This window comes from Nocardioides cavernae, from assembly GCF_013410035.1.
In the GTDB taxonomy this organism is placed as follows: Bacteria; Actinomycetota; Actinomycetes; order Propionibacteriales; family Nocardioidaceae; genus Nocardioides; species Nocardioides cavernae_A.
Window position 1 is genome coordinate 422,304 of sequence record NZ_JACCBW010000001.1, and the last position, 21,225, is coordinate 443,528.

The 21,225-nt window shown below is 72.9% G+C and carries 21 protein-coding genes; 7 read left to right on the forward strand and 14 right to left on the reverse strand.

Translation table 11 applies throughout. The features are described from left to right. Nucleotides 1-31 precede the first annotated feature (31 nt). The 11 genes from F4692_RS02060 to F4692_RS02110 form a co-directional block, all read right to left on the reverse strand. Nucleotides 32-790: a M14 family zinc carboxypeptidase gene (locus tag F4692_RS02060; RefSeq protein WP_179617974.1), complete on the reverse strand. Its 759-nt coding sequence runs from the start codon at nucleotides 788-790 to the stop codon at nucleotides 32-34. Then, nucleotides 790-1,212 (reverse strand): hypothetical protein, encoded by a 423-nt coding sequence (locus F4692_RS02065; protein ID WP_179617975.1) that lies wholly within the window; start codon nucleotides 1,210-1,212, stop codon nucleotides 790-792. Before F4692_RS02065 ends, F4692_RS02060 begins: the two co-directional genes overlap by 1 nt. Before the next feature lie 16 nt (nucleotides 1,213-1,228). After that, nucleotides 1,229-1,525, reverse strand: a complete 297-nt coding sequence (locus tag F4692_RS02070; RefSeq protein ID WP_257029437.1) for a DivIVA domain-containing protein — start codon at nucleotides 1,523-1,525, stop codon at nucleotides 1,229-1,231. Nucleotides 1,526-1,535: 10 nt separating this feature from the next. Then, nucleotides 1,536-2,306 (reverse strand): LOG family protein, encoded by a 771-nt coding sequence (locus F4692_RS02075; protein ID WP_179617976.1) that lies wholly within the window; start codon nucleotides 2,304-2,306, stop codon nucleotides 1,536-1,538. Further along, nucleotides 2,303-3,361: a succinyl-diaminopimelate desuccinylase gene (dapE, locus tag F4692_RS02080; RefSeq protein ID WP_179617977.1), complete on the reverse strand. Its 1,059-nt coding sequence runs from the start codon at nucleotides 3,359-3,361 to the stop codon at nucleotides 2,303-2,305. Before dapE ends, F4692_RS02075 begins: the two co-directional genes overlap by 4 nt. A gap of 24 nt (nucleotides 3,362-3,385) precedes the next feature. Beyond that, the gene (locus F4692_RS02085; RefSeq protein WP_179617978.1) at nucleotides 3,386-4,567 is read right to left on the reverse strand and encodes a hypothetical protein; all 1,182 of its coding nucleotides are present in this window, start codon (nucleotides 4,565-4,567) and stop codon (nucleotides 3,386-3,388) included. Further along, on the reverse strand, nucleotides 4,567-5,289 hold the full coding sequence (locus F4692_RS02090) for a hypothetical protein (RefSeq protein WP_179617979.1): 723 nt from the start codon (nucleotides 5,287-5,289) through the stop codon (nucleotides 4,567-4,569). Before F4692_RS02090 ends, F4692_RS02085 begins: the two co-directional genes overlap by 1 nt. After that, nucleotides 5,286-6,593 carry a hypothetical protein gene (locus F4692_RS02095; protein WP_179617980.1) on the reverse strand — a complete coding sequence of 436 codons (1,308 nt, stop codon included), beginning with the start codon at nucleotides 6,591-6,593 and terminating at the stop codon, nucleotides 5,286-5,288. Before F4692_RS02095 ends, F4692_RS02090 begins: the two co-directional genes overlap by 4 nt. Before the next feature lie 46 nt (nucleotides 6,594-6,639). Beyond that, nucleotides 6,640-9,843, reverse strand: a complete 3,204-nt coding sequence (gene ileS, locus F4692_RS02100; RefSeq protein WP_179617981.1) for an isoleucine--tRNA ligase — start codon at nucleotides 9,841-9,843, stop codon at nucleotides 6,640-6,642. Nucleotides 9,844-10,289: 446 nt separating this feature from the next. Then, a complete protein-coding gene (locus F4692_RS02105; protein WP_179617982.1) occupies nucleotides 10,290-11,285 on the reverse strand; it encodes a hypothetical protein in 996 nt (331 codons plus the stop codon). Nucleotides 11,286-11,529: 244 nt separating this feature from the next. Continuing rightward, a complete protein-coding gene (locus F4692_RS02110) occupies nucleotides 11,530-12,627 on the reverse strand; it encodes a hypothetical protein (RefSeq protein WP_179617983.1) in 1,098 nt (365 codons plus the stop codon). 88 nt (nucleotides 12,628-12,715) lie between these two features. Here F4692_RS02110 and F4692_RS02115 point away from each other — a divergent pair, with 88 nt between their 5' ends. Next, complete coding sequence (locus F4692_RS02115) at nucleotides 12,716-13,264, forward strand: DinB family protein (protein WP_218858125.1); 549 nt, start codon at nucleotides 12,716-12,718, stop codon at nucleotides 13,262-13,264. 13 nt (nucleotides 13,265-13,277) lie between these two features. Here F4692_RS02115 and F4692_RS02120 read toward each other — a convergent pair whose 3' ends face one another. Next, nucleotides 13,278-14,525, reverse strand: a complete 1,248-nt coding sequence (locus F4692_RS02120) for a hypothetical protein (protein ID WP_179617984.1) — start codon at nucleotides 14,523-14,525, stop codon at nucleotides 13,278-13,280. A 131-nt stretch (nucleotides 14,526-14,656) separates the two neighbouring features. Between F4692_RS02120 and dapD the strand changes: the two genes are divergently transcribed. From dapD to F4692_RS02140, 4 genes are all read left to right on the forward strand, one after another. Further along, on the forward strand, nucleotides 14,657-15,598 hold the full coding sequence (gene dapD / locus F4692_RS02125) for a 2,3,4,5-tetrahydropyridine-2,6-dicarboxylate N-succinyltransferase (RefSeq protein ID WP_179617985.1): 942 nt from the start codon (nucleotides 14,657-14,659) through the stop codon (nucleotides 15,596-15,598). A gap of 2 nt (nucleotides 15,599-15,600) precedes the next feature. After that, a complete protein-coding gene (locus F4692_RS02130) occupies nucleotides 15,601-16,566 on the forward strand; it encodes a VldE C-terminal domain-containing protein (protein ID WP_179617986.1) in 966 nt (321 codons plus the stop codon). Nucleotides 16,567-16,705: 139 nt separating this feature from the next. Then, complete coding sequence (locus tag F4692_RS02135; protein ID WP_179617987.1) at nucleotides 16,706-17,092, forward strand: hypothetical protein; 387 nt, start codon at nucleotides 16,706-16,708, stop codon at nucleotides 17,090-17,092. Between the two features lies 1 nt (nucleotide 17,093). Continuing rightward, complete coding sequence (locus tag F4692_RS02140; RefSeq protein ID WP_179617988.1) at nucleotides 17,094-17,288, forward strand: helix-turn-helix transcriptional regulator; 195 nt, start codon at nucleotides 17,094-17,096, stop codon at nucleotides 17,286-17,288. Here the strand turns inward: F4692_RS02140 and dapC are convergent, their stop codons facing one another. Together dapC and fdxA are read right to left on the reverse strand one after the other, a co-directional pair. Beyond that, a complete protein-coding gene (dapC, locus tag F4692_RS02145; protein WP_179617989.1) occupies nucleotides 17,289-18,404 on the reverse strand; it encodes a succinyldiaminopimelate transaminase in 1,116 nt (371 codons plus the stop codon). It lies immediately after the preceding gene. Further along, complete coding sequence (gene fdxA, locus F4692_RS20830) at nucleotides 18,401-18,727, reverse strand: ferredoxin (protein WP_179617990.1); 327 nt, start codon at nucleotides 18,725-18,727, stop codon at nucleotides 18,401-18,403. Before fdxA ends, dapC begins: the two co-directional genes overlap by 4 nt. 56 nt (nucleotides 18,728-18,783) lie before the next feature. Here fdxA and F4692_RS21695 point away from each other — a divergent pair, with 56 nt between their 5' ends. Continuing rightward, nucleotides 18,784-19,722 carry a GNAT family N-acetyltransferase gene (locus F4692_RS21695; RefSeq protein ID WP_179617991.1) on the forward strand — a complete coding sequence of 313 codons (939 nt, stop codon included), beginning with the start codon at nucleotides 18,784-18,786 and terminating at the stop codon, nucleotides 19,720-19,722. Between the two features lie 233 nt (nucleotides 19,723-19,955). After that, entirely contained in the window at nucleotides 19,956-21,224 is a 1,269-nt protein-coding gene (gene aspS, locus F4692_RS02160; RefSeq protein WP_179617992.1) for an aspartate--tRNA(Asn) ligase, read from the forward strand. Nucleotide 21,225 lies beyond the last annotated feature (1 nt).

Consider the following 21,225-nt stretch of genomic DNA (forward strand, 5'->3'; position numbering starts at 1 on the left):
ACGACCTCGCGGAGCGGCCGTCCGCAGCGGACTACCCCTGACGGGTGCGGTGGGCGTGCAGCACCCGCAGCAGCTGGCGCGGGGCCTGCACGGTCATCCGGTGACGCGAGGGGCGGGCGGGGTACTCGACGGTCAGGGCGGCACCGCGGAAGTGGCGGTTGAACCACATGGTCATGGTGCCGTGGCACAGGCCGCCGCAGTCCAGGCGGGTGCGCGGCAGCCGCAGCCCCCGGGCGAGCCTGCGGGCGAAGCGGGGGTCCTTGGTGTCGGTGTCGACCCCGTTCAGCGGCTGGTGGAAGCTGATCACCCGCATCGGGTCGACCTCGCGCAGGAAGCGCATCACCGCGCGGGTCTCCGGCTCGCTGCCCGGCCTGCGCCCGGACTCGTGGCTGCCGTCGAGGTCCTTCCACCGGAAGGGGAAGTTGCGGTTGAGGTCCACCCCGCGGGCGTTGCGGCGCGAGCCGCGGGCGAGCCCGTCGGGGTTGTAGGTCGGGACGACCCACAGGTCGACGCCACGGACGGCGCGGCCGTCGCGCAGCGTCTCGAGGATCCGCCGGGTGTGCGGCTCGTTGCCGTGCATGGTGGAGACGAGCACGATGCGGCGCGTGCCGGGCTCACCGAGCCGCCAGGCGCGGATCGGACGCCCCTGGACCGAGTGGCCCAGGGTGCGGACCTCGACGACGGCGGGGCGCTGGGGATCTGCCTCGACGGCTGCCGCGGGCGCCACGGCGGCGAGCACCCCGGCCAGCAGCCCCAGTGCGGCGGCGTGCGCCCCGAGGAGGCGAGGCATCAGACCGCGGCGTCGAGGTAGGCGTAGGTGAAGACGAGCACCCCGACCAGCATGCCGAGGTGGGCGAGCAGGGACAGGCCCGGCCCGTCGCTCCACGAGTCGCCGGTGACCTCCGGGACGTGACGTCCCCTCGCGGGCAGCCAGCGGGCCAGGATCAACAGGCCGCAGATGGCCGTCACCCACCAGAACGCGATCGCCGCGATGCCGAACAGCGGGCCGTCGAAGAAGGAGTCCTCGGGGGCGACGAGCACGGCGACCCACAGCACGAGGGCGATCGTCCCGGCCACGAAGTGCACGACCGGGAGGCGGCGGCTGATCGAGAACCGGCCGGCCGCACCCTCGCCGCCGAGGCGCAGTCGGGTCAGCACGACCGCCACGGCGGCCAGCGCCGTGAGGATCCAGACGACGATCGGGAACGACATGACCGGGGAGTCTGCCCTAGTCGCGCGGGGGCTCGCCAGACGAGTCCGGCCCGCCCGCCCAGCGCTCGGGCCGTGCCTCGAGCTCGGTGGCCAGCCGCGCGAGGAGCGCGTCGACCTCGGACATCCGGTAGCCGCGCAGCGCGAGCGGGAAGCGCACCCGGCGCAGGTCCTCGGCGCCGACCGGCCGGTCGACGGGCAGCGCGAGGTCGGGTCGGTCGTCGTGGGCGGGCGGCATCGAGCCGCCGTGGCCGGCCGCCACCAGGGCGATGCCGCCCATGACGAGCACCACGAGGATCGCGAACAGCCACATCATCGGCGCACTCCTACTCGGGTCGCTTCGGCGCCGGGGTGGGCCAACGGTCCTCGCGGGCTGCGACCATCAGGGCGACGGCCTCGTCGACGTCGTCGGTGAGCACCATCATGTCGAGGTCGGTGGCGTTGATCTTGCCCTCGGCGAGCGCGGTCTCGCGCAGCCAGCCGATCAGGCCGCTCCAGTAGTCGGTGCCGAGGAGCACGATGGGGAACGACGTGACCTTCTGCGTCTGGACGAGCGTCAGCGCCTCGAAGAGCTCGTCGAGGGTGCCGAGGCCGCCCGGCAGGACGACGAAGCCCTGGGAGTACTTCACGAACATGGTCTTGCGCGCGAAGAAGTAGCGGAAGTTGATGCCCTTGTCGACCCACTGGTTGAGCCCCGACTCGAAGGGCAGCTCGATGCCGAGGCCGACGCTGATGCCGCCCGCCTCGCAGGCGCCCTTGTTGGCGCCCTCCATCGCTCCGGGACCGCCGCCGGTGATCACCGCGAAGCCGGCCTCGACGAGCTTGCGGCCGGCCTCCTCGGCGACCGCGTAGTGGGGGTGGTCGGCCGGGGTGCGCGCGGAGCCGAACACCGCGATCGCCGGGCCGAGCTCGGCGAGCGCACCGAAGCCCTCGACGAACTCCGCCTGGATGCGCAGCACGCGCCACGGATCCGTGTGGACCCAGTCGGTCGGCCCGCGGGAGTCGAGCAGCCGCTGGTCGGTGGTGCTGCCCTCGCGCACCTGTCCGCGGCGCTCGACGACGGGACCGGACATCCGGTCGTGGGTGCGGTCGGTCATGCCAGCCACTCCTTGAGGATCCGCTCGCAACGCTCGACGTGCTCGGTGGGCACGTGCTCGTCCTGCTTGTGGGCGAACATCGGGTCGCCGGGGCCGAAGTTCACCGCCGGGACGCCGAGCCTGGTGAACTGCGCGACGTCGGTCCAGCCGAACTTGGGGTTGACCTCGCCCCCGACGGCCTCGACGAACGCCTGCGCCGCCGGACGGTCGAGGCCGGGCATCGCACCGGCGGCCATGTCGGTCACGGTGACGTCGAAGCCGTCGAAATAGTCGCGGACGTAGGCCTCGGCGTCTGCCTCGCTGCGGTCGGGGGCGAAGCGGAAGTTGACCTCCACGACGCACTCGTCGGGGATCACGTTGCCGGCCACCCCGCCCCGGATGCCCGTGGCGTTGAGCCCCTCGTGGTAGGCCAGGCCGTCGATCTCGGGCTCGCGGGCGACGTAGTCGTTGAGCCGCGCGAGCACCGGCGCGGCGAGGTGGATGGCGTTGACGCCCTTCCAGCTGCGCGCGCTGTGCGAACGCTCACCGGTCGTACGCACGTCGACGCGCATCGTGCCCTGGCAGCCCGCCTCGACCGACGCGTTGCTCGGCTCCATCAGGATCGCGAAGTCGGCCTCGAGCAGCCCGGGGTCGCTCTCGGTGAGCTTGCGCAGGCCGTTGTGGACCGAGTCGACCTCCTCGGCCTCGTAGAAGACGAAGGTGAGGTCGCGGTTGGGGCTCGTGACGTCGGCGGCCAGCTTGAGCATGACCGCGTCGCCGCCCTTCATGTCGCAGCTGCCGAGCCCGTGCAGGACGCCGTCCTCGAGCCGGGCGGGCAGGTTGTCGTTGAGCGGCACGGTGTCGAGGTGGCCCGCGATCACCACCCGCTCGGTGCGGCCGAGGTCGGTGCGGGCGACGACCGTGTGGCCGCGCCGGGTGACCTCGAGGTGCGGGAGCGCGACCAGGGCCGCCTCCACCGCGTCCGCGATCTCCTGCTCGTGGTGGCTGACGGAGAAGATGTCGACGAGCTGCCGGGTGAGCGAGACGACGTCGGCCGAGAGGTCGAGGGTTGCCATGGGCCCGATTCAACCAGCCGCGCGTCAGCGCCCGAGCCGACGCCCGGTGGCCCGGGTCGTGCGCAGCGCTCCGAGCAGGTCGCGGTCGAGCGAGCCGTAGCCGGTACGCGTCCACGCACCGAGGTCGAGGCGGTAGTAGTGGACGGTGCGATCACCCTGGATGAGGTCGAGGACGTCGTCGGGCTCGCGTCCTGCCCGGACGTCGGCGGCACACGCGTCGCAGGCGGGTACGTCGACCTCCCTCTCGTCGTCGCGCCACGTGACCCGTGTCGTCGGGCCGTCGTGCAGCGGGTTGAACCAGCAGCGGACCGGCGGCTCCCACGCCGACGGCTTGCGCTGCTCGGCGCGTCGCCGTGCGTCGTCGCCGCGCCGGGCGAGGACCAGGGCGCCGACGACGTCGGCGGGGGCGGGTTCTTGGGACAGGATCGACCGCGCGGCGGCGTAGTGGTCGAGCGCCTGCTGCCACGCGGCGAGGGCGTGGGCGGTGCCGGACGGCTCGCCGCGCCCGATCGCCTCGCCCAGGGCGAGCACCTCCGCGTCGGCCTGCTGCCGCAGGCGGCGGTCCTCGGCGCTGCGGATCGTGTGCAGGACGGTGCTGGGCAGCGTGAACCCCCGCGGGCGGGCCCGGCGCCGCCGCCGGAGCACGACGACACCGGCGACGAGGGCGGCCAGCACGGCCACGATGCCCGCGCCGCCGAGCACCTCGGAGGCCTGCACCCCGTCGTCGGCGGTCCAGGAGTACTTCTCGTCGTCGGGGATCTCGTCCCACAGGGTCTGGGCGTTGCCGTCCTCCACCAGCTCGGCGATCCGGACCACCTGGTCCGCCACGTCGGTGCCCACCTCGTGCGCGGCGACCCTGTCCGCGTAGAGCGTCCCGGGCTGGTCACCGTAGGCGTCGACGGTGACCTGGGGCGAGGCGTACCGCTCCCACCCGACGTAGGTGGCGTCGCCGCCGCGACTGTCGTGGATCCAGGCGCTGAGGCTGCCGAAGCTGCCCTGGAAACGGTCGTCACCGTTGGACACCTCGACGAGCACGACGTTGAGGTCGGCGCGGTCCGTCGCCGCGACGGCCGCCTCGATGCGTGCCTCGTCGTCGGCGCTGATGTCGTGGCTGCGGGCGAACACGGGGTCGATCCACACGCCGTCGCCGTCGAGCTCCTGCTCGATCTCGGCGATCGTGTCGTCGCTGATCTGCTCGCTGCTCATCAGGAGACCTTCCGTCGTCGCGACCCGACGTACCACCGCAGGAGGGCGAACAGCGGCAGCACGATGAACGTACCGAACAGGCCGGCAGCGGCGATGCCGCCGCCCACCCCGCCCCAGTAGTCGGAGTCGTTCGGCTCGGCCGGCGCCGTCGGGAGCGCCTCGGCCTCCCACGCCGCCATCTCGGCAGCGACGCGGATCAGGGCCGGACCGGGCTGGCCGTCGGTGCGGGTCTCGACGTAGTGCGTCTCGAGCCCGACGGCCACGGACTCCCGGTTCCCGTTGTCCCACAGCACGACGTAGTGGCCCTCCTCGCCGACACCGGTGCTCCACTGGGCCGCCGCGCCGCTGGTGGTGTAGCCGTCGTCGGTGGTGTCGGGATAGGTGAGGTAGGCGATGCGAGCCGGCACCGGTGACTCCGCGAGGATCGCCTCGGCACGGCGTACGTCGTCCTCGGGCAGGCGGTCGGCGAGCAGGGGGTCGATCGCGACGAGGGAGTCCTGCGCGAGCAGGGACCGGACGGCGTCGCCCGGCGCCGGCACCTCGTCGGTGCGGCCGAAGACCTCGGCGCGCCGTTCGACGTCCCGGGCCTCGCGCTCCTCCTGCCAGTCCTGCGTCGTCGTGGCGAGCAGCACGCCGACGACCGCGCCGACGGCCACGCCGGCCGCCCACCCGGCGACCCGGCGGATCCGGATGGGGCGCTGCGCCCGTGAGCGCCGCGTCATCGCCGGGCCTCGCGGTCGGCCAGCACGTCGCGGGCCAGGAAGTCGGTGATCGCACCGAACCCCGTGCGCGCCCAGACGTCGTCGCGCTCCCAGTAGGGCTGCGCGCCGCGGCGGGCGGGCAGGCGGAGGTGCTCGGGGGTCCCGTCGTGCACCACCGCGCTCGCGCACGCGGCGCAGCACGGCACCTCCACCTCGCCCTCTCCGAGCCGCCACCTCGCGACGCTGCCGGCCTCGGGGTGGCGCGGGTCGAAGAAGCAGGTGCGCAGGGCAGCACCCTTGCCACGGGTGCCCCGGGCCAGGTCGCGCGACCCGGTCCGGGCGAGCACCTGCGCGCCGATGAGGTCGGCGACGTCGGACGAGTCCAGCAGCGGCTCGACGGCGTCGCGCGCGGCGAGCGCCCGGCCGGCCGTGTCGCGGTCGCGCACCTCCTCCCAGTCCGTCGCCGATAGTGCTCGGCCGAGGGCTTCGACCTGGGCCCGGGCGATGCGCCGCTCGGCGTCGGCGGACGGGACCGCGGGGACCTGCTGCGAGGGCTTCCGATCGCGGCCCGGGCCGCCGGTCCCTCGCCCGCCCGGCCGCTTCCCGGGTCGGTCGTCGAGCACAGGACGGCGACGGGGCCACCCGCTCAGCGTCTGGCCGAGCAGGAGCGCGACCACCAGGCCGGCGAGGCTGCCGACGAGGGCCGAGAGGCCGGCCGAGGCGGTGCGCACCTCGACGAACTCGTCGATGCCCGGCCGCCACCCGGCGACCGCGTCGAGACGCACGGCGCGCTCCGCGAGCCGCTCGGCATCCTCCCCGGCCAGCGTCGCCGGGTAGTCGTCGCTCGCCTCCTGCCGCCCGACCTCCACGATCTCCTCGGCGGTCAGGACGGTCGCCTCCGCGAGCACCGTGGGGGGCGGGTAGACGTAGCCCTCGGTGCCCTGGGGACCTGCGAGGGCGGCGATCGCCTCCTCGAGGGCGTCCTTGTTGGCATAGGCCGCGAGGCTGAGACGCGACGGGTCCGCGTCGAGCCCGAAGGACCACACCCGCTGGGCGCCGTCGGTCATGTCGATGACGTAGAGCCCGTCACCGAGCCGACGGTTGAGCAGGCCGGCGAGGGCGTCGCCCGCGGCGGTGGAGTCGTCCGGCAGCCCGTCCGGCGTCTCCACGAGCGCGACGTAGACCGGGAACGGCGTCTCGCGCACCAGTGCGGCGATGCGGTCGTGCGCGTCCTGCGCCTCGCCCGAGCCCACCACGCGGTCGACGACCACGCCGTCCTCGCGCAGCGCATCGGCGAGCGCGTCGATGTCGCTGGGTGCGTCCATGTGCCCCTCCCCCTGTGGTGCTCGTCCCGCCCCGCATCTACCCCCGTCAGGCGCGGCTCACACGCACCCCGACCTCGCCGGCGTCGTCGTAGACGACGGAGGTGGCCAGCGTCTCCTCGGCGATGAGGGCCTCGTGGGTGCGCGCCGCCGAGAGCGTCGCCTCGGGGCCGGCGATGGTGAGGTCGATCCGGTCGCTGACCTGGAGGCCGGCGTCCTTGCGGGCCTGCTGGACGGCCCGGACGAGGTCGCGGGCGGTGCCCTCGGCCTCGAGCTCGGGCGTCACCGCGGTGTCGAGGACGACGAAGCCCCCGCGCGGGAGCATGCCGATCGCGGTGTCGTCGTCCGCGGTGCCCGCCACCGTCTCGAGGGCGTACTCCCCCTCGACGAGCGCGAGACCGCCTGCGGTCACCGTGCCGTCCTCCGCGACCGACCAGTCACCGGACTTCGAGCCCTTGATGGCCAGCTGGACGTCCTTGCCGAGCCGGGGGCCGGCGGCGCGGGCGTTGACGGTGAGGCGCTGCGAGACGCCGTACGACTCCGCCTCGGGCGCGTCGCTCGCCAGCAGCGTCACCGACTTGAGGTTGAGCTCGTCCGCGACCAGCGAGTCGAAGCCGGTGAGGTCGGCGTCGCTGACGACGGTGAGCCCGGAGAGCGGCAGCCGGTTGCGGAGGTTGGCGGCCTTGCGCAGCGCCGACCCGGCCGAGCAGACGTCGCGCACGGTGTCCATCGAGGCGACCAGCGCGTCGTCGGCCGGCAGTGCCTCGGCGGCGGGCCAGTCGGTGAGGTGCACCGACCGCTCGCCGGTGAGGCCGCGCCAGACCTCCTCGGTCGTCAGCGGCATAAGCGGCGCGGTGACGCGGCAGACGACCTCGAGCACGGTGTAGAGGGTGTCGAAGGCGTCGGCGTCCTCGTCCCAGAAGCGGTCCCGCGACCGGCGGATGTACCAGTTGGTCAGCACGTCGAGGAAGCTGCGGGTGGAGTCGCAGGCCGCGGCCACCTCGTAGTTGTCGAGCTGGTCGGTCATCGCCGCGACGTGGTCGCGCAGCTTGGCCAGGATGTAGCGGTCCATCGGGTGCGCGCTGTCGGTGCGCCACCGCGCGTCGTGACCGGCCCCGCCGGCGGCCGCGTTGGCGTACAGGCTGAAGAAGGACCAGCTGTTCCACAGCGGGATGAGCACCTGGCGCACGGAGTCGCGGATGCCCTGCTCGGTGACGACGAGGTTGCCGCCGCGCAGGATCGGGCTCGACATGAGGAACCAGCGCATCGCGTCGGCGCCGTCGCGGTCGAAGACCTCGCGGACGTCGGGGTAGTTGCGCAGGCTCTTCGACATCTTCTGACCGTCGTTGCCCAGGACGATGCCGTGGCTCAGGCACGTCGAGAACGACGGGCGGTCGAAGATCGCGCCGGCCAGGACGTGCATCGTGTAGAACCAGCCGCGGGTCTGGCCGATGTACTCGACGATGAAGTCGCCGGGGAAGTGGTGGTCGAACCAGTCCTTGTTCTCGAACGGGTAGTGCACCTGGGCGAACGACATCGAGCCCGAGTCGAACCACACGTCGAGGACGTCGGTGACGCGACGCATCGTCGACCTGCCGGTCGGGTCGTCGGGGTTGGGCCGGGTCAGCTCGTCGACGAAGGGTCGGTGCAGGTCGGGGTTGCCGTCCTTGTCACGCGGCAGCCGTCCGAAGTCGCGCTCGATCTCCTCGAACGAGCCGTAGACGTCGACGCGGGGGTACTGCTCGTCGTTGGACTTCCACACCGGCACCGGGCTGCCCCAGAAGCGGTTGCGGGTGATCGACCAGTCGCGGGCGTTCTCCAGCCACTTGCCGAACTGGCCGTCCTTGATGTGCTCGGGGACCCAGCGGATCTCCTGGTTGAGCGCCAGCAGGCGCTCCTTGACCCGGGTCACCTCGACGAACCAGGACGACACGCCCTTGTAGATCAGGGGCTGCCGGCAGCGCCAGCAGTGGGGGTAGGAGTGGTCGTAGGTCTCGCGGCGGACCAGGACGGTGCCCGGGGTGACCGAGCCGGTCTCGCCGGCGCCCTTCGTGGCGGCCTTGAGGTGGTCGATGACGTGCAGGTTGGCGTCGAAGACCTGCATGCCCTCGTAGTCGGTGACCGGGAAGGTGAAGCGCCCGTCCTTGCCCACCGGCATGACGGCCTCGATGCCCTCGCGGTCGGTGACGACCTTGTCGTCCTCACCGAAGGCGCCGGCGGTGTGCACCAGGCCGGTGCCGTCCGTGGTCGTGACGAACTCGGCCGGCACGAGGCGGAAGGCCCGCTCGTGGCCGGCGTAGTAGGAGAACGGAGGGGCGTACTCCAGTCCGAGGAGGTCGCTGCCCTTCCCGCGCCACGTCACCTCCGGCTCGTCGCCCAGCTCGCGGGCGTACGACGCCAGGCGTGCCTCGGCGAGGAGGTAGCGCTCGGGGCTGCCGGTCGGGCCGTCGGAGCTGACCACGACGTAGTCGATGTCCTCGCCGACCATGACCGCGAGGTTGGACGGCAGGGTCCAGGGCGTCGTCGTCCAGACCAGGACCTTGACACCCCGGAACGGGCCCTCGGTGGTGACGTCGTACCCCACGGTGACCGCGGGGTCCTGCCGCACCTGGTAGACGTCGTCGTCCATGCGCAGCTCGTGGTTGGACAGCGGCGTCTCGTCCTGCCAGCAGTAGGGCAGCACGCGGAAGCCCTCGTACACCAGGCCCTTGTCGTGCAGCTGCTTGAAGGCCCAGATGACCGACTCCATGAACTCGGGGTTCATCGTGCGGTAGTCGTTGTCGAAGTCGACCCAGCGCGCCTGCCGGGTGACGTAGTCGCGCCACTCGCCGGTGTACTTCAGGACCGACTGGCGGCAGGCCTCGTTGAACTTCTCGATGCCGAGCTCGACGATCTCGTCGGTGGTCTTGATGCCGTTGAGGCGCATCGCCTCGAGCTCGGCCGGGAGGCCGTGGGTGTCCCAGCCGAAGCGGCGCTCGACCTTGTGCCCGCGCATGGTCTGGTAGCGCGGGATGAGGTCCTTGACGTAGCCGGTGAGCAGGTGGCCGTAGTGCGGCAGGCCGTTGGCGAACGGCGGGCCGTCGTAGAAGACGAACTCGTTCTCGCCGTCCGCGCCGGCGTCGCGCTGCTCGACGCTCGCCCGGAAGGTGTCGTCGGAGGCCCAGTAGGCGAGCACCGCCTCCTCGATCTCCGGGAAGCGAGGGCTGCTGGCGACGGTGGTGGCGTCGGTGTGCGAGACCTTCGGGTAGGCCATCTGGGGTGCTCCTCGCGGTGCGTCGTTCGTGTCGGTCTGCTGACACGAGGACGACGTCTGCCGCGGTACCACCTCGCTTGGGGTCCGGGGACCCCCCCTTCGTTGCGGCTGTGTCGGGCCTACCCGTCGGGTTCTAGTGGGGCCGCGGCCGGATCGCCGCACCTGTTCTTCCCGAGGCTCGCCGCTGATGACGGCTCCAACGCCTGCGGCGATCGTACGGCGCGGGTGCGGGGGCCCGCCAATCGGTCGTCGGGCGGGTGGATCCGCCCGCCCGCTGCGGTAGTCCAGTGAGTAGTGGCTGACTCCTCGGGGTAGTCCAGTGAGTAGTGGCTGCCCACAGGGCTGGAGGACCACCACACCTCACTGGACTACCCCGCCGCAGCCGCGACGGGACGGGCGGGCCCACCGGGCGGGCCCGACCGGGCGGGGACGTCAGGCGTACGCGGTCAGGCCACGTCGCGGTAGCGGAGGAAGCGCCGGCGTTGGCGGGCGTCCAGCGCTCGGCGACGGGAGACCGTGTGGGTCGGGGTCCACCAGCGCGGCGGTTCCAGCGTCCACTGCCGGACACCTGTCCGTGCCGACGCCCGCGTCGCGGCCTCACACAGCCGGCGGGCGAACGCGTCGATGTCGCGCCAGTCGGTCGCGAACATGGCGACCGGCTCCAGCCCGAGGGCCCTGAACTCGGCATCCTGGACGTTGTCCTTCGACGCGCCGACGAGGCTGAGGTGGCTGTCGCCGTGGTACAGCCCGACCAGGCCGCTGACGGGGTCGACAAGGTCCGGCGTGCCGACGTGCTGACCCTCGAGCGTGAACACCGGGCGGTTGGTGAGCGGACGCGGCAGCCCGGCCCGCCTCGTCCACACGCCGCGCATGCGCGTCTCGCGCGGCGACCACGAGTTCTCGTCGGCCTCCCCGAGGGCGTCGCGCGCTTGCTGGATGCCGGTGACCGGTCCGAGCCCGGCGACGTGGGCCGAGACCTCCTCGAGCGACACCAGGTCGGAATAGCACGCCATGTCGATGGCCTCGACCGCAGCGGTGAGCCCCTCGGCGTACCTCATCTCGAACGTCACCGAACGCACGGCCCGCGTGAGGGGCACCCCGTCGACCACGACGATCTCGTCCGGGTGCAGGAACTCCTGGCTCACGCTGAAACCCGGCTGCGCCCACAGGTGCCGGCGCGCGACGAGGGGTACGTCGCGGAGGGTCGAGCCGTCGACCGTGCCGTCGAACCACCGCGCCCGTTGCCAGTCCAGCGCCGCCCAGCCCGTGACCGCCTCGTCGGCGGCGAGGACCGCGCTGGCCTCGAGGGTGCGCTGGTGGGACGAGACCGGCACGTGGGCGGGTACGACCAACCCGCGACTGGACGTACGCCACCGGGGGCCGCGCGCCTGCCCCCGCGTGGGACCGTCGACGCCCGCGCGGTCGACCCTGACCGGTGCCACGAGCTCCGGTCTGGTCGGGTGGGCGGGAGGGACGTACACGCGGTGAGCGTTCCCGCTGCAGACGACCCCTATCGGTCGTCCACAGGGCAATGTCGGCGGATCCGTCGGGGTAGTCCAGTGAGAAGTGGCTGCCGGGACGACCGTCAGCCAGCCACTTCCCACTGGACTACCCCAGATGGGCGCGGGCAGTGGCGCCGGCAGGGGCGGGCGGAGGGACTGGCGGAGGGGCGGGCGGACCTGGCCGTCAGCGCCGGCGGGCCACGAAGGGGACGACCCGGGTGCAGCCGGGCGTGGTGCGGACCACCACGCCGGTGACCTTGTGATCGGCGAGGGTGACGACCTGGACCGCGGTCCACCCCTTGCCGACGCGGCGGGCGACGGCCGCGGCACCGGAGCGCGGGAGGCGTACGACGTCGCGCAGCCGCGCGCGTACGTCCGCGGGGCTCGAGCACGTCCCGACCAGTGCGACGAGCGAGCGCACGCGACCCTTCGCGTCCACGCGGAGCCTGACCCCGTCGCCGGTGAACCGCCCCGCGTCCGGTCGACCGCTCGCCCGGACGGCCGCCACCGGTGAGGAGCCGTCGTAGTCGGGGTCGCCGCGCTCGTCGCGCGCCCGCAGCGACAGGGTGGACCGGCCGCGCGGGGCGGTGACCCGGGCGACGACGGGCCGGACCTCGTCCGCTGCGAGACCGGTGACCTCGAACGGCTCGATCCGGACCGCGCCGGAGCCGGTGACGGTGGTGGTCGCGCTGGGCAGGACGTGGGACGTCACGAGCACGATCGCCGGGGTGGGCCGTCCGGCGAGCACGGTGGTGCGCTCGGTGGAGCCCGCCGCGCCCGCCGCAAGGTCGGCCTCGGCGCCGGAGTAGGCGATGGCGGTGGTCCAGCCGTCGCGCATCCGGTCGGTGACCTCACGCTGGGTGGTGAGGGAGACGTCGAGGCAGGTGTAGTCGCGGGCGAGGTCGGCGAAGACCCGAGTCTCCGTGACCGGCCTGTCGTAGCCGTCACCGATGGCCGTGGCGGTCACGGTCTTCTCCGGCGCGCACTCGCTGCCGGAGGGTGACCACCGGCCGAGGTGCCAGGTCACCGAGACCTCGGAGAAGGCGGGTACGGCGCTGCCGAGGGTGGCGGTGAGCTCGACCTCGCCGGTGCGCCAGTCGGTCTCGGCCGAGACGGCGCGCAGGGTCCGGGCGCCGTCGGCGGTCGTGGGCATGCCCGGGACCCGCGTGTCGAAGATCGTGTGCTGCCCGACCTCGACGGGGACTGCACCGGCGGGCGTGGCCAGCAGCCCCGCGAGGGCGGTGCAAGCAGCGACTGGCGCGAGGGCCCCCCGGATCCGCATGGACGGAACGTAGCACCGGCCGGCCGTCGCGGAACGGCGTTGCGCAATGGCGTTGCGCGAGCTCGCCGAGGACCGGTTGGCTGGTCCCATGGCGAACCCCGGGTACGACGGCATGTGGCTCCCCGACGACCAGGACCCGCGGATGCAGGACCTGCAGCCGACCCGGGGCGAGAGGGCCTGCCTGGTCGGCTACCTCGAGCACTACCGCCAGACGCTCGCCCTCAAGTGCGACGGCCTCACGGCAGAGCAGCTCGCGACCAAGGCGGTCCCGCCGTCCAACATCTCGCTGCTCGGGCTCGTGCGGCACATGGCGCGCGTCGAGCAGAGCTGGTTCCGCCGGGTGATCGAGGCGCGGATGGACCTTCCGCGCCTGTTCGCGGGCGAGGACGAGGACGCGGGCTTCGACTTCCCGAGCGTCGACGACGACCTCGTCCGCGCCAGCCACGCGCTCTGGCAGTCGGAGATCGCCTACGCCCGCGACGTCCTCGACCGCACCGACCTCGACACGGTCGTGGACGTCCACGGCGAGCCGACCGAGGTCCGCGACATCATCGTCCACATGGTCGAGGAGTACGCCCGCCACTGTGGGCACGCCGACCTGGTGCGCGAGTGCATCGACGGTCGCGCGGGCCAGTGAGGGCGTACGCCCCTCAGCGCTTCAGCCTGGCGGTGAAGCCGGTGGTCGCGGTGCACCTCGCCGGCCCGAAGTAGGAGAACTTCCCGACGGCCTTGGTCCGGCTGACGAACTCCAGGTCGAGGTAGGCCGTGTAGGCGGCGTCGCCTCCCTGGTTGCCCTTCTCCGTCCCGACGACCTCGTTGTTCCTCGGGATCGACGTGGTCTCGAAGCTGTAGGTGTTGTTGGTCGTGGTCGGGATGCCCGGGTAGCCGCCGCAGGTCGTCTGCGTGGAGATGCGGAAGCCGCGCACCTTGCCGCCGCGGACGGTGAAGTCGGCCCCACCTCCCGTCCAGGAGCCCACCTTGGGCGGTGCCGGCGCGGGGCGGGTGCGCAGCTTCACCTTCGACCTGCCGACGACCTCGCCCTTCTCCGTGACCGCGATCTTGAGCGTCGCCTTCGGCTTGGTGAGGCGTGCCCAGACGTACCCGTCGCTGTCGTCCTGGCCCTCCAGGGCGCCGAACGAGGCGGGACGCACCTTCACGCCCTTGCCGGCCCCGACCACCGCCACGTCGCGTGCGTCGATGCCCTCGGGCGAGGCGTTGGCGACCGTCACCGGGACCCGCGTCCAGACCTTCTTCACGAGCCGGTCACGCCTGGGTGCCTTCACCGTCAGCTGCGGGGTGGCCTTCTGGACGTCCAGCAGGCTCACGAAGGCGTCGTAGGGCTGGGTGCCCTGACCGGCGTCGACGAGCAGGACCGCACAGTTCCACCCCGCGGCGCTCGCCAGGTCCGGGGTGTCCTTCTTGTCGTAGAGCAGGATGTCCGGGATGTTCGTGTAGGCATACGCGACCGTCGCCTCCTCGATCGTGCAGCTGCTGGCCTGCAGGGTCCCGAACCCGAGCAGCGTGCGTACGTCCTCCGACCCGCTCGGCGCACCCAGCGCGGTGTCCAGGTCGTAGTGGTACGTCAGCGCGTCGGTCTCCCAGTGGTAGCCGTAGTCGATCGTCACCGACAGGCTGCCCGCCGGCATCGAGAACTGGTGCTGGGGCGCGGTGCTGGTCGGCATGCCTGCCACGCGGTTGGCCGGGCCGAAGGTCGCGGTCGCGCTGAGCAGCTGCTCGGCGGGACCGGCCTTCCGGCTCGCGATCTCGCCGTCGACCGGGAACGAGCGGCCCACGAGGTCACCTGCGGGGTCGGCGGCCGAGCCAGGGGACGCGGTGACGACGGCGGCCAGCGCGGTGCCGAGTCCGATGGTGGTCACGATCGAGACGAGCCGACGCATGTGTTCCTCCCCCAGTGGTGCCAGCCGCTCCCGACCGGTCGAGGCAGTGTGCCCCGTCCCCCGGCGCGTCGGAACCCGTGCGGCCCCAGACGCGGAACATTCCTACTTAGGTCGGACCGTAGTCTTGCCGCGTGACTGCTGCTTCCGGCTACGCCCTGCTCACCCTGCACCCCGGCCCCGACGGCGACACCGTCCTCGACGCCTGGTTCCCCTCGCCCGTGCTCGGCGCGACCGAGGGAGACGCACCGGCGGAGCTGACCGCGCTGGAGGGCACGGACGACGTGCGAGGCGTCCGCGCCGAGGTGCGGCTCGTCGAGATCGCCGACCTGGACGCCGCCCCCGCGTCGACCGAGGACGTCTGGCTGCGGCTGCACCTGCTGTCCGCGCGCCTCGTCAAGCCCCACGGGCAGAACCTCGACGGGATCTTCGGCCTGCTGACCAACGTCGTGTGGACCTCCGCCGGCCCCTGTGCGGTCGAGGGGTTCGAGGCCACCCGCGCCCGGCTCCGGGCCACGGGCCAGAGCGTCACCGTCCACGGCGTCGACAAGTTCCCGCGGATGGTCGACTACGTCCTGCCGACGGGCGTACGCATCGGCGACGCCGACCGCGTCCGCCTCGGCGCCCACCTCGCCGAGGGCACCACCGTCATGCACGAGGGCTTCGTGAACTTCAACGCCGGCACGCTCGGCGCCTCGATGGTCGAGGGCCGCATCTCCGGCGGTGTCGTGGTCGGCGACGGCTCCGACGTCGGCGGCGGCGCCTCGATCATGGGCACCCTGTCGGGCGGCGGCAAGGAGGTCATCTCCGTCGGCGAGCGCTGCCTGCTCGGCGCCAACGCCGGCATCGGCATCTCGCTCGGCGACGACTGCGTCGTCGAGGCCGGCTGCTACGTCACGGCCGGCACCAAGGTCACCGTCACGGACATGGACGGCAAGCCCGCGGTCGTCAAGGCCGCCTCCCTCTCGGGCGTGGACAACATCCTGTTCCGCCGCAACTCGGTCAGCGGCGCCATCGAGGCAGTGCCGTGGAAGGGCGAGGGCATCGCCCTCAACGCGGCCCTGCACGCCAACTGACGATGCCGTCCCTGCGGACGGTCGCCGTCGGCGCGGTGGTCGCGCTGGGCGCTGCCGCCACGGCCGTGGTGCTCGTGGACCGGGGCGCCGTCCCGCCGCTTCTCGCCAGCACCGGCTGCACCGCCGAGGTCGACGGGCACACCGTCGACGTCGACCTGGAGCAGGCCGAGAACGCCGCCCTCATCACCGCGATCTCGGCCCAGCGCGGCATGCCCGCCCGCGCGGCGAGCATCGCGCTCGCCACGGCGTACCAGGAGTCGAAGCTCTACAACATCGACTACGGCGACCGTGACTCCGTCGGCCTGTTCCAGCAGCGGCCGTCGCAGGGCTGGGGCAGCGTCGCCGAGCTGATGGACCCGGTGTACGCCACGAACGCGTTCTACGACGCGCTGCAGAAGGTCGACGGCTACGAGGACATGGAGATCACGGTCGCCGCCCAGGAGGTGCAGCGCTCGGCCTACCCCGACGCGTACGCCGACCACGAGGAGGACGGGCGGGCGCTGGCCTCGGCGCTGACCGGCAACTCACCCCGCGCGTTCTGGTGCGAAGTCCCGGGTGACGCCGACGAGGTGGGTGACGAGATCGACCAGACCGGGCTGGTGCCGCGCGCGACCGTGGTCCGCGAGGACCTCGAGTCCCGCTTCGGGACGCTCTCGCTCGGCGGGTTCGAGCCGGGTGGCGTGTCGAGCGGCCACATGGAGGGCTCGGCGCACTACGAGGGTCGCGCCATCGACGTGTTCTTCCGGCCGATCAACGCCGAGAACCGCAAGCGCGGTTGGGCGATGGCCTCCTACCTGGTCGCCAACGCCGACCGGCTCGACATCTCGACCGTCATCTTCGACGGTCGGATCTGGCAGGCACGCCGCTCCGACGACGGCTGGCGCGACTACCGGGTGCCGTCGTCCTCCGGGGGCGACCGGGCGATCCTGGAGCACCGCGACCACGTGCACGTCGACGTGTTCGACTGAGGATCTCCGGGTCCGCTCGTGCCTTGTCGCTTTCACCGCTCGAGCGGTTGGCCGGGCCCGGTCGATGTCTGGTTTCCTTGACGCATGCCCCAATGTCTGATTTATTTGACATGTCAAACAACTCAGACAGGGGGACCCGGTGAGCAGGACGACGAGGTGGCTCGCGGCGCTAGGGGCCGGTGCGGCCGTGGGAGCGGTGACGGGCGGCATCGCCAGCTGGTCCCGGACCGGCGGGTGGGAGTGGGTGACGGTGCTCGTCTTCGGACTGGCGACGGCCCTGCCCGTCGCTGCCATCATGCTGGCGTGGTGGTCGAGCGACGACGACGGGGGCGAGGACTCGATCGAGCTCGACTGGATGCGACGTGCCCACTCCGGCACGTTCCTCGACATCCTCGTCTTCGCCGGGAGCCTGACGTTCCTCTGCACCGTGCTCGACCTCCCGCTCCCCCGGATCGACACGGTCCTGTGGTTCGCCATGCTCGACGCGGCGCTGCGGATGATGCTGCTCCGGCGGCGGGAGGCGTGAGGTGCAGAACCGCCTCAAACAACTGCGCGAGTCCGCAGGGATGTCGCAGGCCGAGTGCGCCGGCGCGCTGTCGGTGACCCGGCAGACCGTCATCTCCATCGAGAAGGGCCACTTCGACCCGCGGCTCTCCTTGGCGTTCCGGATCGCCGCCCTCTTCGAGGTCAGCGTCGACGAGGTCTTCAGCCCCGACGAGTGATCAGGCGGAGAGCCGCGCGACGGCGGCGGCGACCCGCTCGTCCGTCGCGGTGAACGCCACGCGTACGTGCTCGCGGCCGGCCGCGCCGTAGAACTCGCCGGGCGCCACGAGGATGCCCTCCGCGGCGAGGTCGGCGACCGTCGACCAGCAGTCCTCACCCCGGGTCGCCCAGAGGTAGAGCGACGCCTCGGAGTGGTCGATCCGGAAGCCGCGGGACTCGAGCGCGTCTCGCAGGAGCGCGCGGCGCGCGGCGTACCTCGCGTGCTGCTCGGCGACGTGGTCGTCGTCGGCGAGCGCGGCGATCATCGCCCGCTGCTGGGGGCCGGGCATCTGCAGGCCGAGGTTCTTGCGCACGGCGAGCAGCTCGCCGACGAGGGCGGGGTCGCCGGCCAGGAACGCGCAGCGGTAGCCCGCGAGGTTCGAGCGCTTGGACAGCGAGTGGACCGCGAGGACCCCGTCGAGCGACCCGCCGTTGACCTGCGGGTCGAGGATGGACAGCGGCCGCTCCGCGGGGTCGTCGGACCACGCGCACTCGATGTAGCACTCGTCGGAGACGAGGATCGTGCCGCGATCGCGGCACCAGTCGACGACCTTGCGGAGGTGCTCGAGCGGCAGCACGCGACCGCTCGGGTTGGCCGGGCTGTTGAGCCACAGCAGCCGCGGGGTGCGCGGGCCGAAGGCGGTGAGCGAGTCGGTGGCGATGCTCTCGGCGCCGGCGAGGGCGGCACCCACCTCGTAGGTCGGGTACGCCAGGGCGGGGTAGCCGATCAGGTCGCCCGGGCCGATCCCGAGGTGCAGCGCCATCGACCCGATGAGCTCCTTGGAGCCGGTGACGGGCAGGACGCCGTCGAGCCCGAGGCCGGTCACGCCGTGGCGGCGCGCGAGCCAGTCGATCGCCGCCTGGCGGGTGGCCTCGAGGCCGATCGTGGTGGGATACCCCGGCGAGTCCGCCGCCGCCCGCAGCGCGTCCTGGACGACCGCGGGCGTCGGGTCGACGGGCGTGCCGACCGACAGGTCGACGATGCCGTCAGCGTGCGAGCGCGCCGTGGCGGCGTACGCCGTGAGCTTGTCCCACGGGAAGTCGGGGAGCCGGTGCGAGACCGGCCCCGACGTCACTCGTCGTGCTCCTGCGGGGGCAGCGCGGCGACCAGCTCGTGGTCGGCGTCGATGACGCCCATCTTGGCGGCGCCGCCGGGCGAGCCCAGGTCGTCGAAGAAGTGGACGTTGGCGTCGTAGTAGCCCTTCCACTCCTCCGGGGTGTCGTCCTCGTAGAAGATCGCCTCGACCGGGCAGACCGGCTCGCACGCACCGCAGTCGACGCACTCGTCGGGGTGGATGTAGAGCATCCGCTTGCCCTCGTAGATGCAGTCGACGGGGCACTCATCGACGCACGCGCGGTCCTTGAGGTCGACGCACGGCTGGGCGATGACGTAGGTCACCAGGTCCTCCTGAGCACGGATGGGGGTACGACGCGGATCACTCTAGTATCCGGCAGGTGCCCGCCACGCCAGAACCCCATGCACGCGAGACGTCGACCGGGCGCCACGCGCTCGGCCCGCACGTCGTGGGCCAGCGGATCGTGGTCCGGCACCTGCTCCCAGACGGTCGCGCGACCGACGTCCTCGGCACCTGCACCGCGTGGGGCGAGGACTCGCTGACGATCGACCCGGACCGTGCCCGGGACGGTACGCCGGGCGAGGGGCCGGTGACCGTACGGCTGGCCGACGTGGTCACGGGCAAGCCGGTGCCGCCGCGCGCGTCGGTGCGCTCACGCGTCCCGGCGCAGGAGGTCGAGGAGCACGTCGCGGCCCTCTGGTCGTCGGTGACGACCGAGCCGCTCGGCCGGTGGCTCCTGCGCGCCTCTCCCCCGCACGGCGGCCGGCTGCGCCGGCGCGGCAACTCGGCGCTCGCGATGGAGGCGCCCGCGATCGGGTGGGCCGACGCGGCACACGGCGTACGGCGCTTCTACGACGCCATCGACCAGCAGCCGCTCGTCCAGGTCCAGCTGGGCTCGGACGTCGAGCGGGTCCTGGCCCCGCTCGGCTTCACGCCGATGGGTGACGGCGACGCCCACGCCCAGCTGGCGTCGGTCGCGCGGGCCCTGCGGTCCGTGCGCTCCGTCGCCCCCGAGGTGGTCGCCGAGCTCGACGAGTCGCCGGGGTCTGCGGTCGTCACGGTCGGCGGGGGCGCCGCGACCGGGCGCGGGGTGCTGTCGGGCGACTGGCTGCTCGTCGAGTCGCTGGCCGTCGACCCGACCGAGCGCCGGCGCGGGCTCGCCACCGCCGTCCTCGCCGAGGTCCTCGACTGGGGTGCCGCCCTCGGCGCGACCACCGCGCTGCTGCACGTCGAGACCCCCAACGCCGGGGCGATCGCGCTCTACGAGCGGCACGGGTTCGTCACCCACCACACCAACCGCTACCTCGTCGGTCGCTGAGGCGCCCCGACCCGAAAACCGGTTGTCCACCGGCCGCGCCGTCGCGCACGATGCTCCCGACGAGCGTGGGGCGTGACGCACCCCCTGCAACCCGGCAGCGAGCCGCCCGTCCGCGCGTGCGGCGTACCGACGAGAGGCCGGGCACTCCCAGGAGCCAGCCCGGCGAAGGTGTGGTGGCACCGCGACCTCGCCCCCGCCCACACCTCCAGGGCCCACACCCACTGGAGGTCGTCATGAGAACTCTCTGCACATCGCTCGCCACCGCCGAGCCCGGCTCACCCGTGACGCTCGAGGGGTGGGTCCACCGGCGGCGCGAGCTGGCCCGCGTGACCTTCCTCGTCGTGCGCGACCGCACCGGTCTGGCGCAGGTCGTGCTGCCCGCCGGCACCCGCGTGCCGCCCGAGGAGACGGTCGTACGGGTCACCGGCACCGCGACACCCAGCGCGCAGGCGCCCGGGGGCGTGGAGCTCACCGACGCGGTCGTGGAGGGGTTGACCGAGCCGGCCGCGACCCCGCCCGCCGAGCTGTGGCGGCCCCGGCTCGACGTCTCGCTGCCGGTGCTCCTCGACCATGCCCCGGTGCTGTGGCGCCACCCGGCGCAGCGCGCCCGCTGGGAGCTCGCGGCCGCCTCGCTCCGCGGCTTCCGCGCGACCCTCGACGCCCTCGGGTTCACCGAGGTCGCCACCCCGAAGCTCGTCGGGTCGGCGACCGAGTCGGGGGCGAACGTCTTCGCGATCGACTACTTCGGCCGCCCCGCCTACCTCGCGCAGAGCCCCCAGTTCCACAAGCAGCAGCTGGTCGGGGTCTTCGAGCGGGTGTACGAGGTGGGACCGGTCTTCCGTGCCGAGCCGCACGACACCGTGCGCCACCTCGCCGAGTACCGCTCGCTCGACGTGGAGCTCGGCTTCGTCGAGGACCACCGCGACGTGCTGTCCGTGCTGCGCGAGGTCCTCGCCGGGATGGTCGGTGCCGTGGCCGCGGCCGGCGACGCCGTCGGGCGTACGGGCGCCCGGCTGCCGGTCGTGCCCGAGGAGATCCCGGTGATCCACTTCGCGGACGCGCTCGCGCTCGTGGGTGCGCCGGCCGACGAGCCCGACCTCGCCCCCGAGCACGAACGCGCCCTGGGGGCGTGGGCGCTGGCCGAGCACGGCAGCGACTTCGTCGCGGTCGAGGGCTACCCGATGGCGAAGCGGCCGTTCTATACGCACCCGTGGCCCGGGGACGGACGGTGGTCCAACAGCTTCGACCTGCTGTTCCGCGGGATGGAGCTGGTCACCGGCGGCCAGCGCCTGCACCGGGCGTCGGACTACGAGGCGGCGATCCGGGCGCGCGGCGAGGACCCGGCGGCGTACGCGGCGTACCTCCAGGCGTTCCGGCACGGGATGCCTCCCCACGGGGGCTTCGCCATCGGGCTCGAGCGCTGGGTCGGCCGGCTGGTGGAGGCGGCCAACGTCCGCGAGGTCACGCTGTTCCCCCGCGACCTGCACCGGCTCGCGCCGTAGG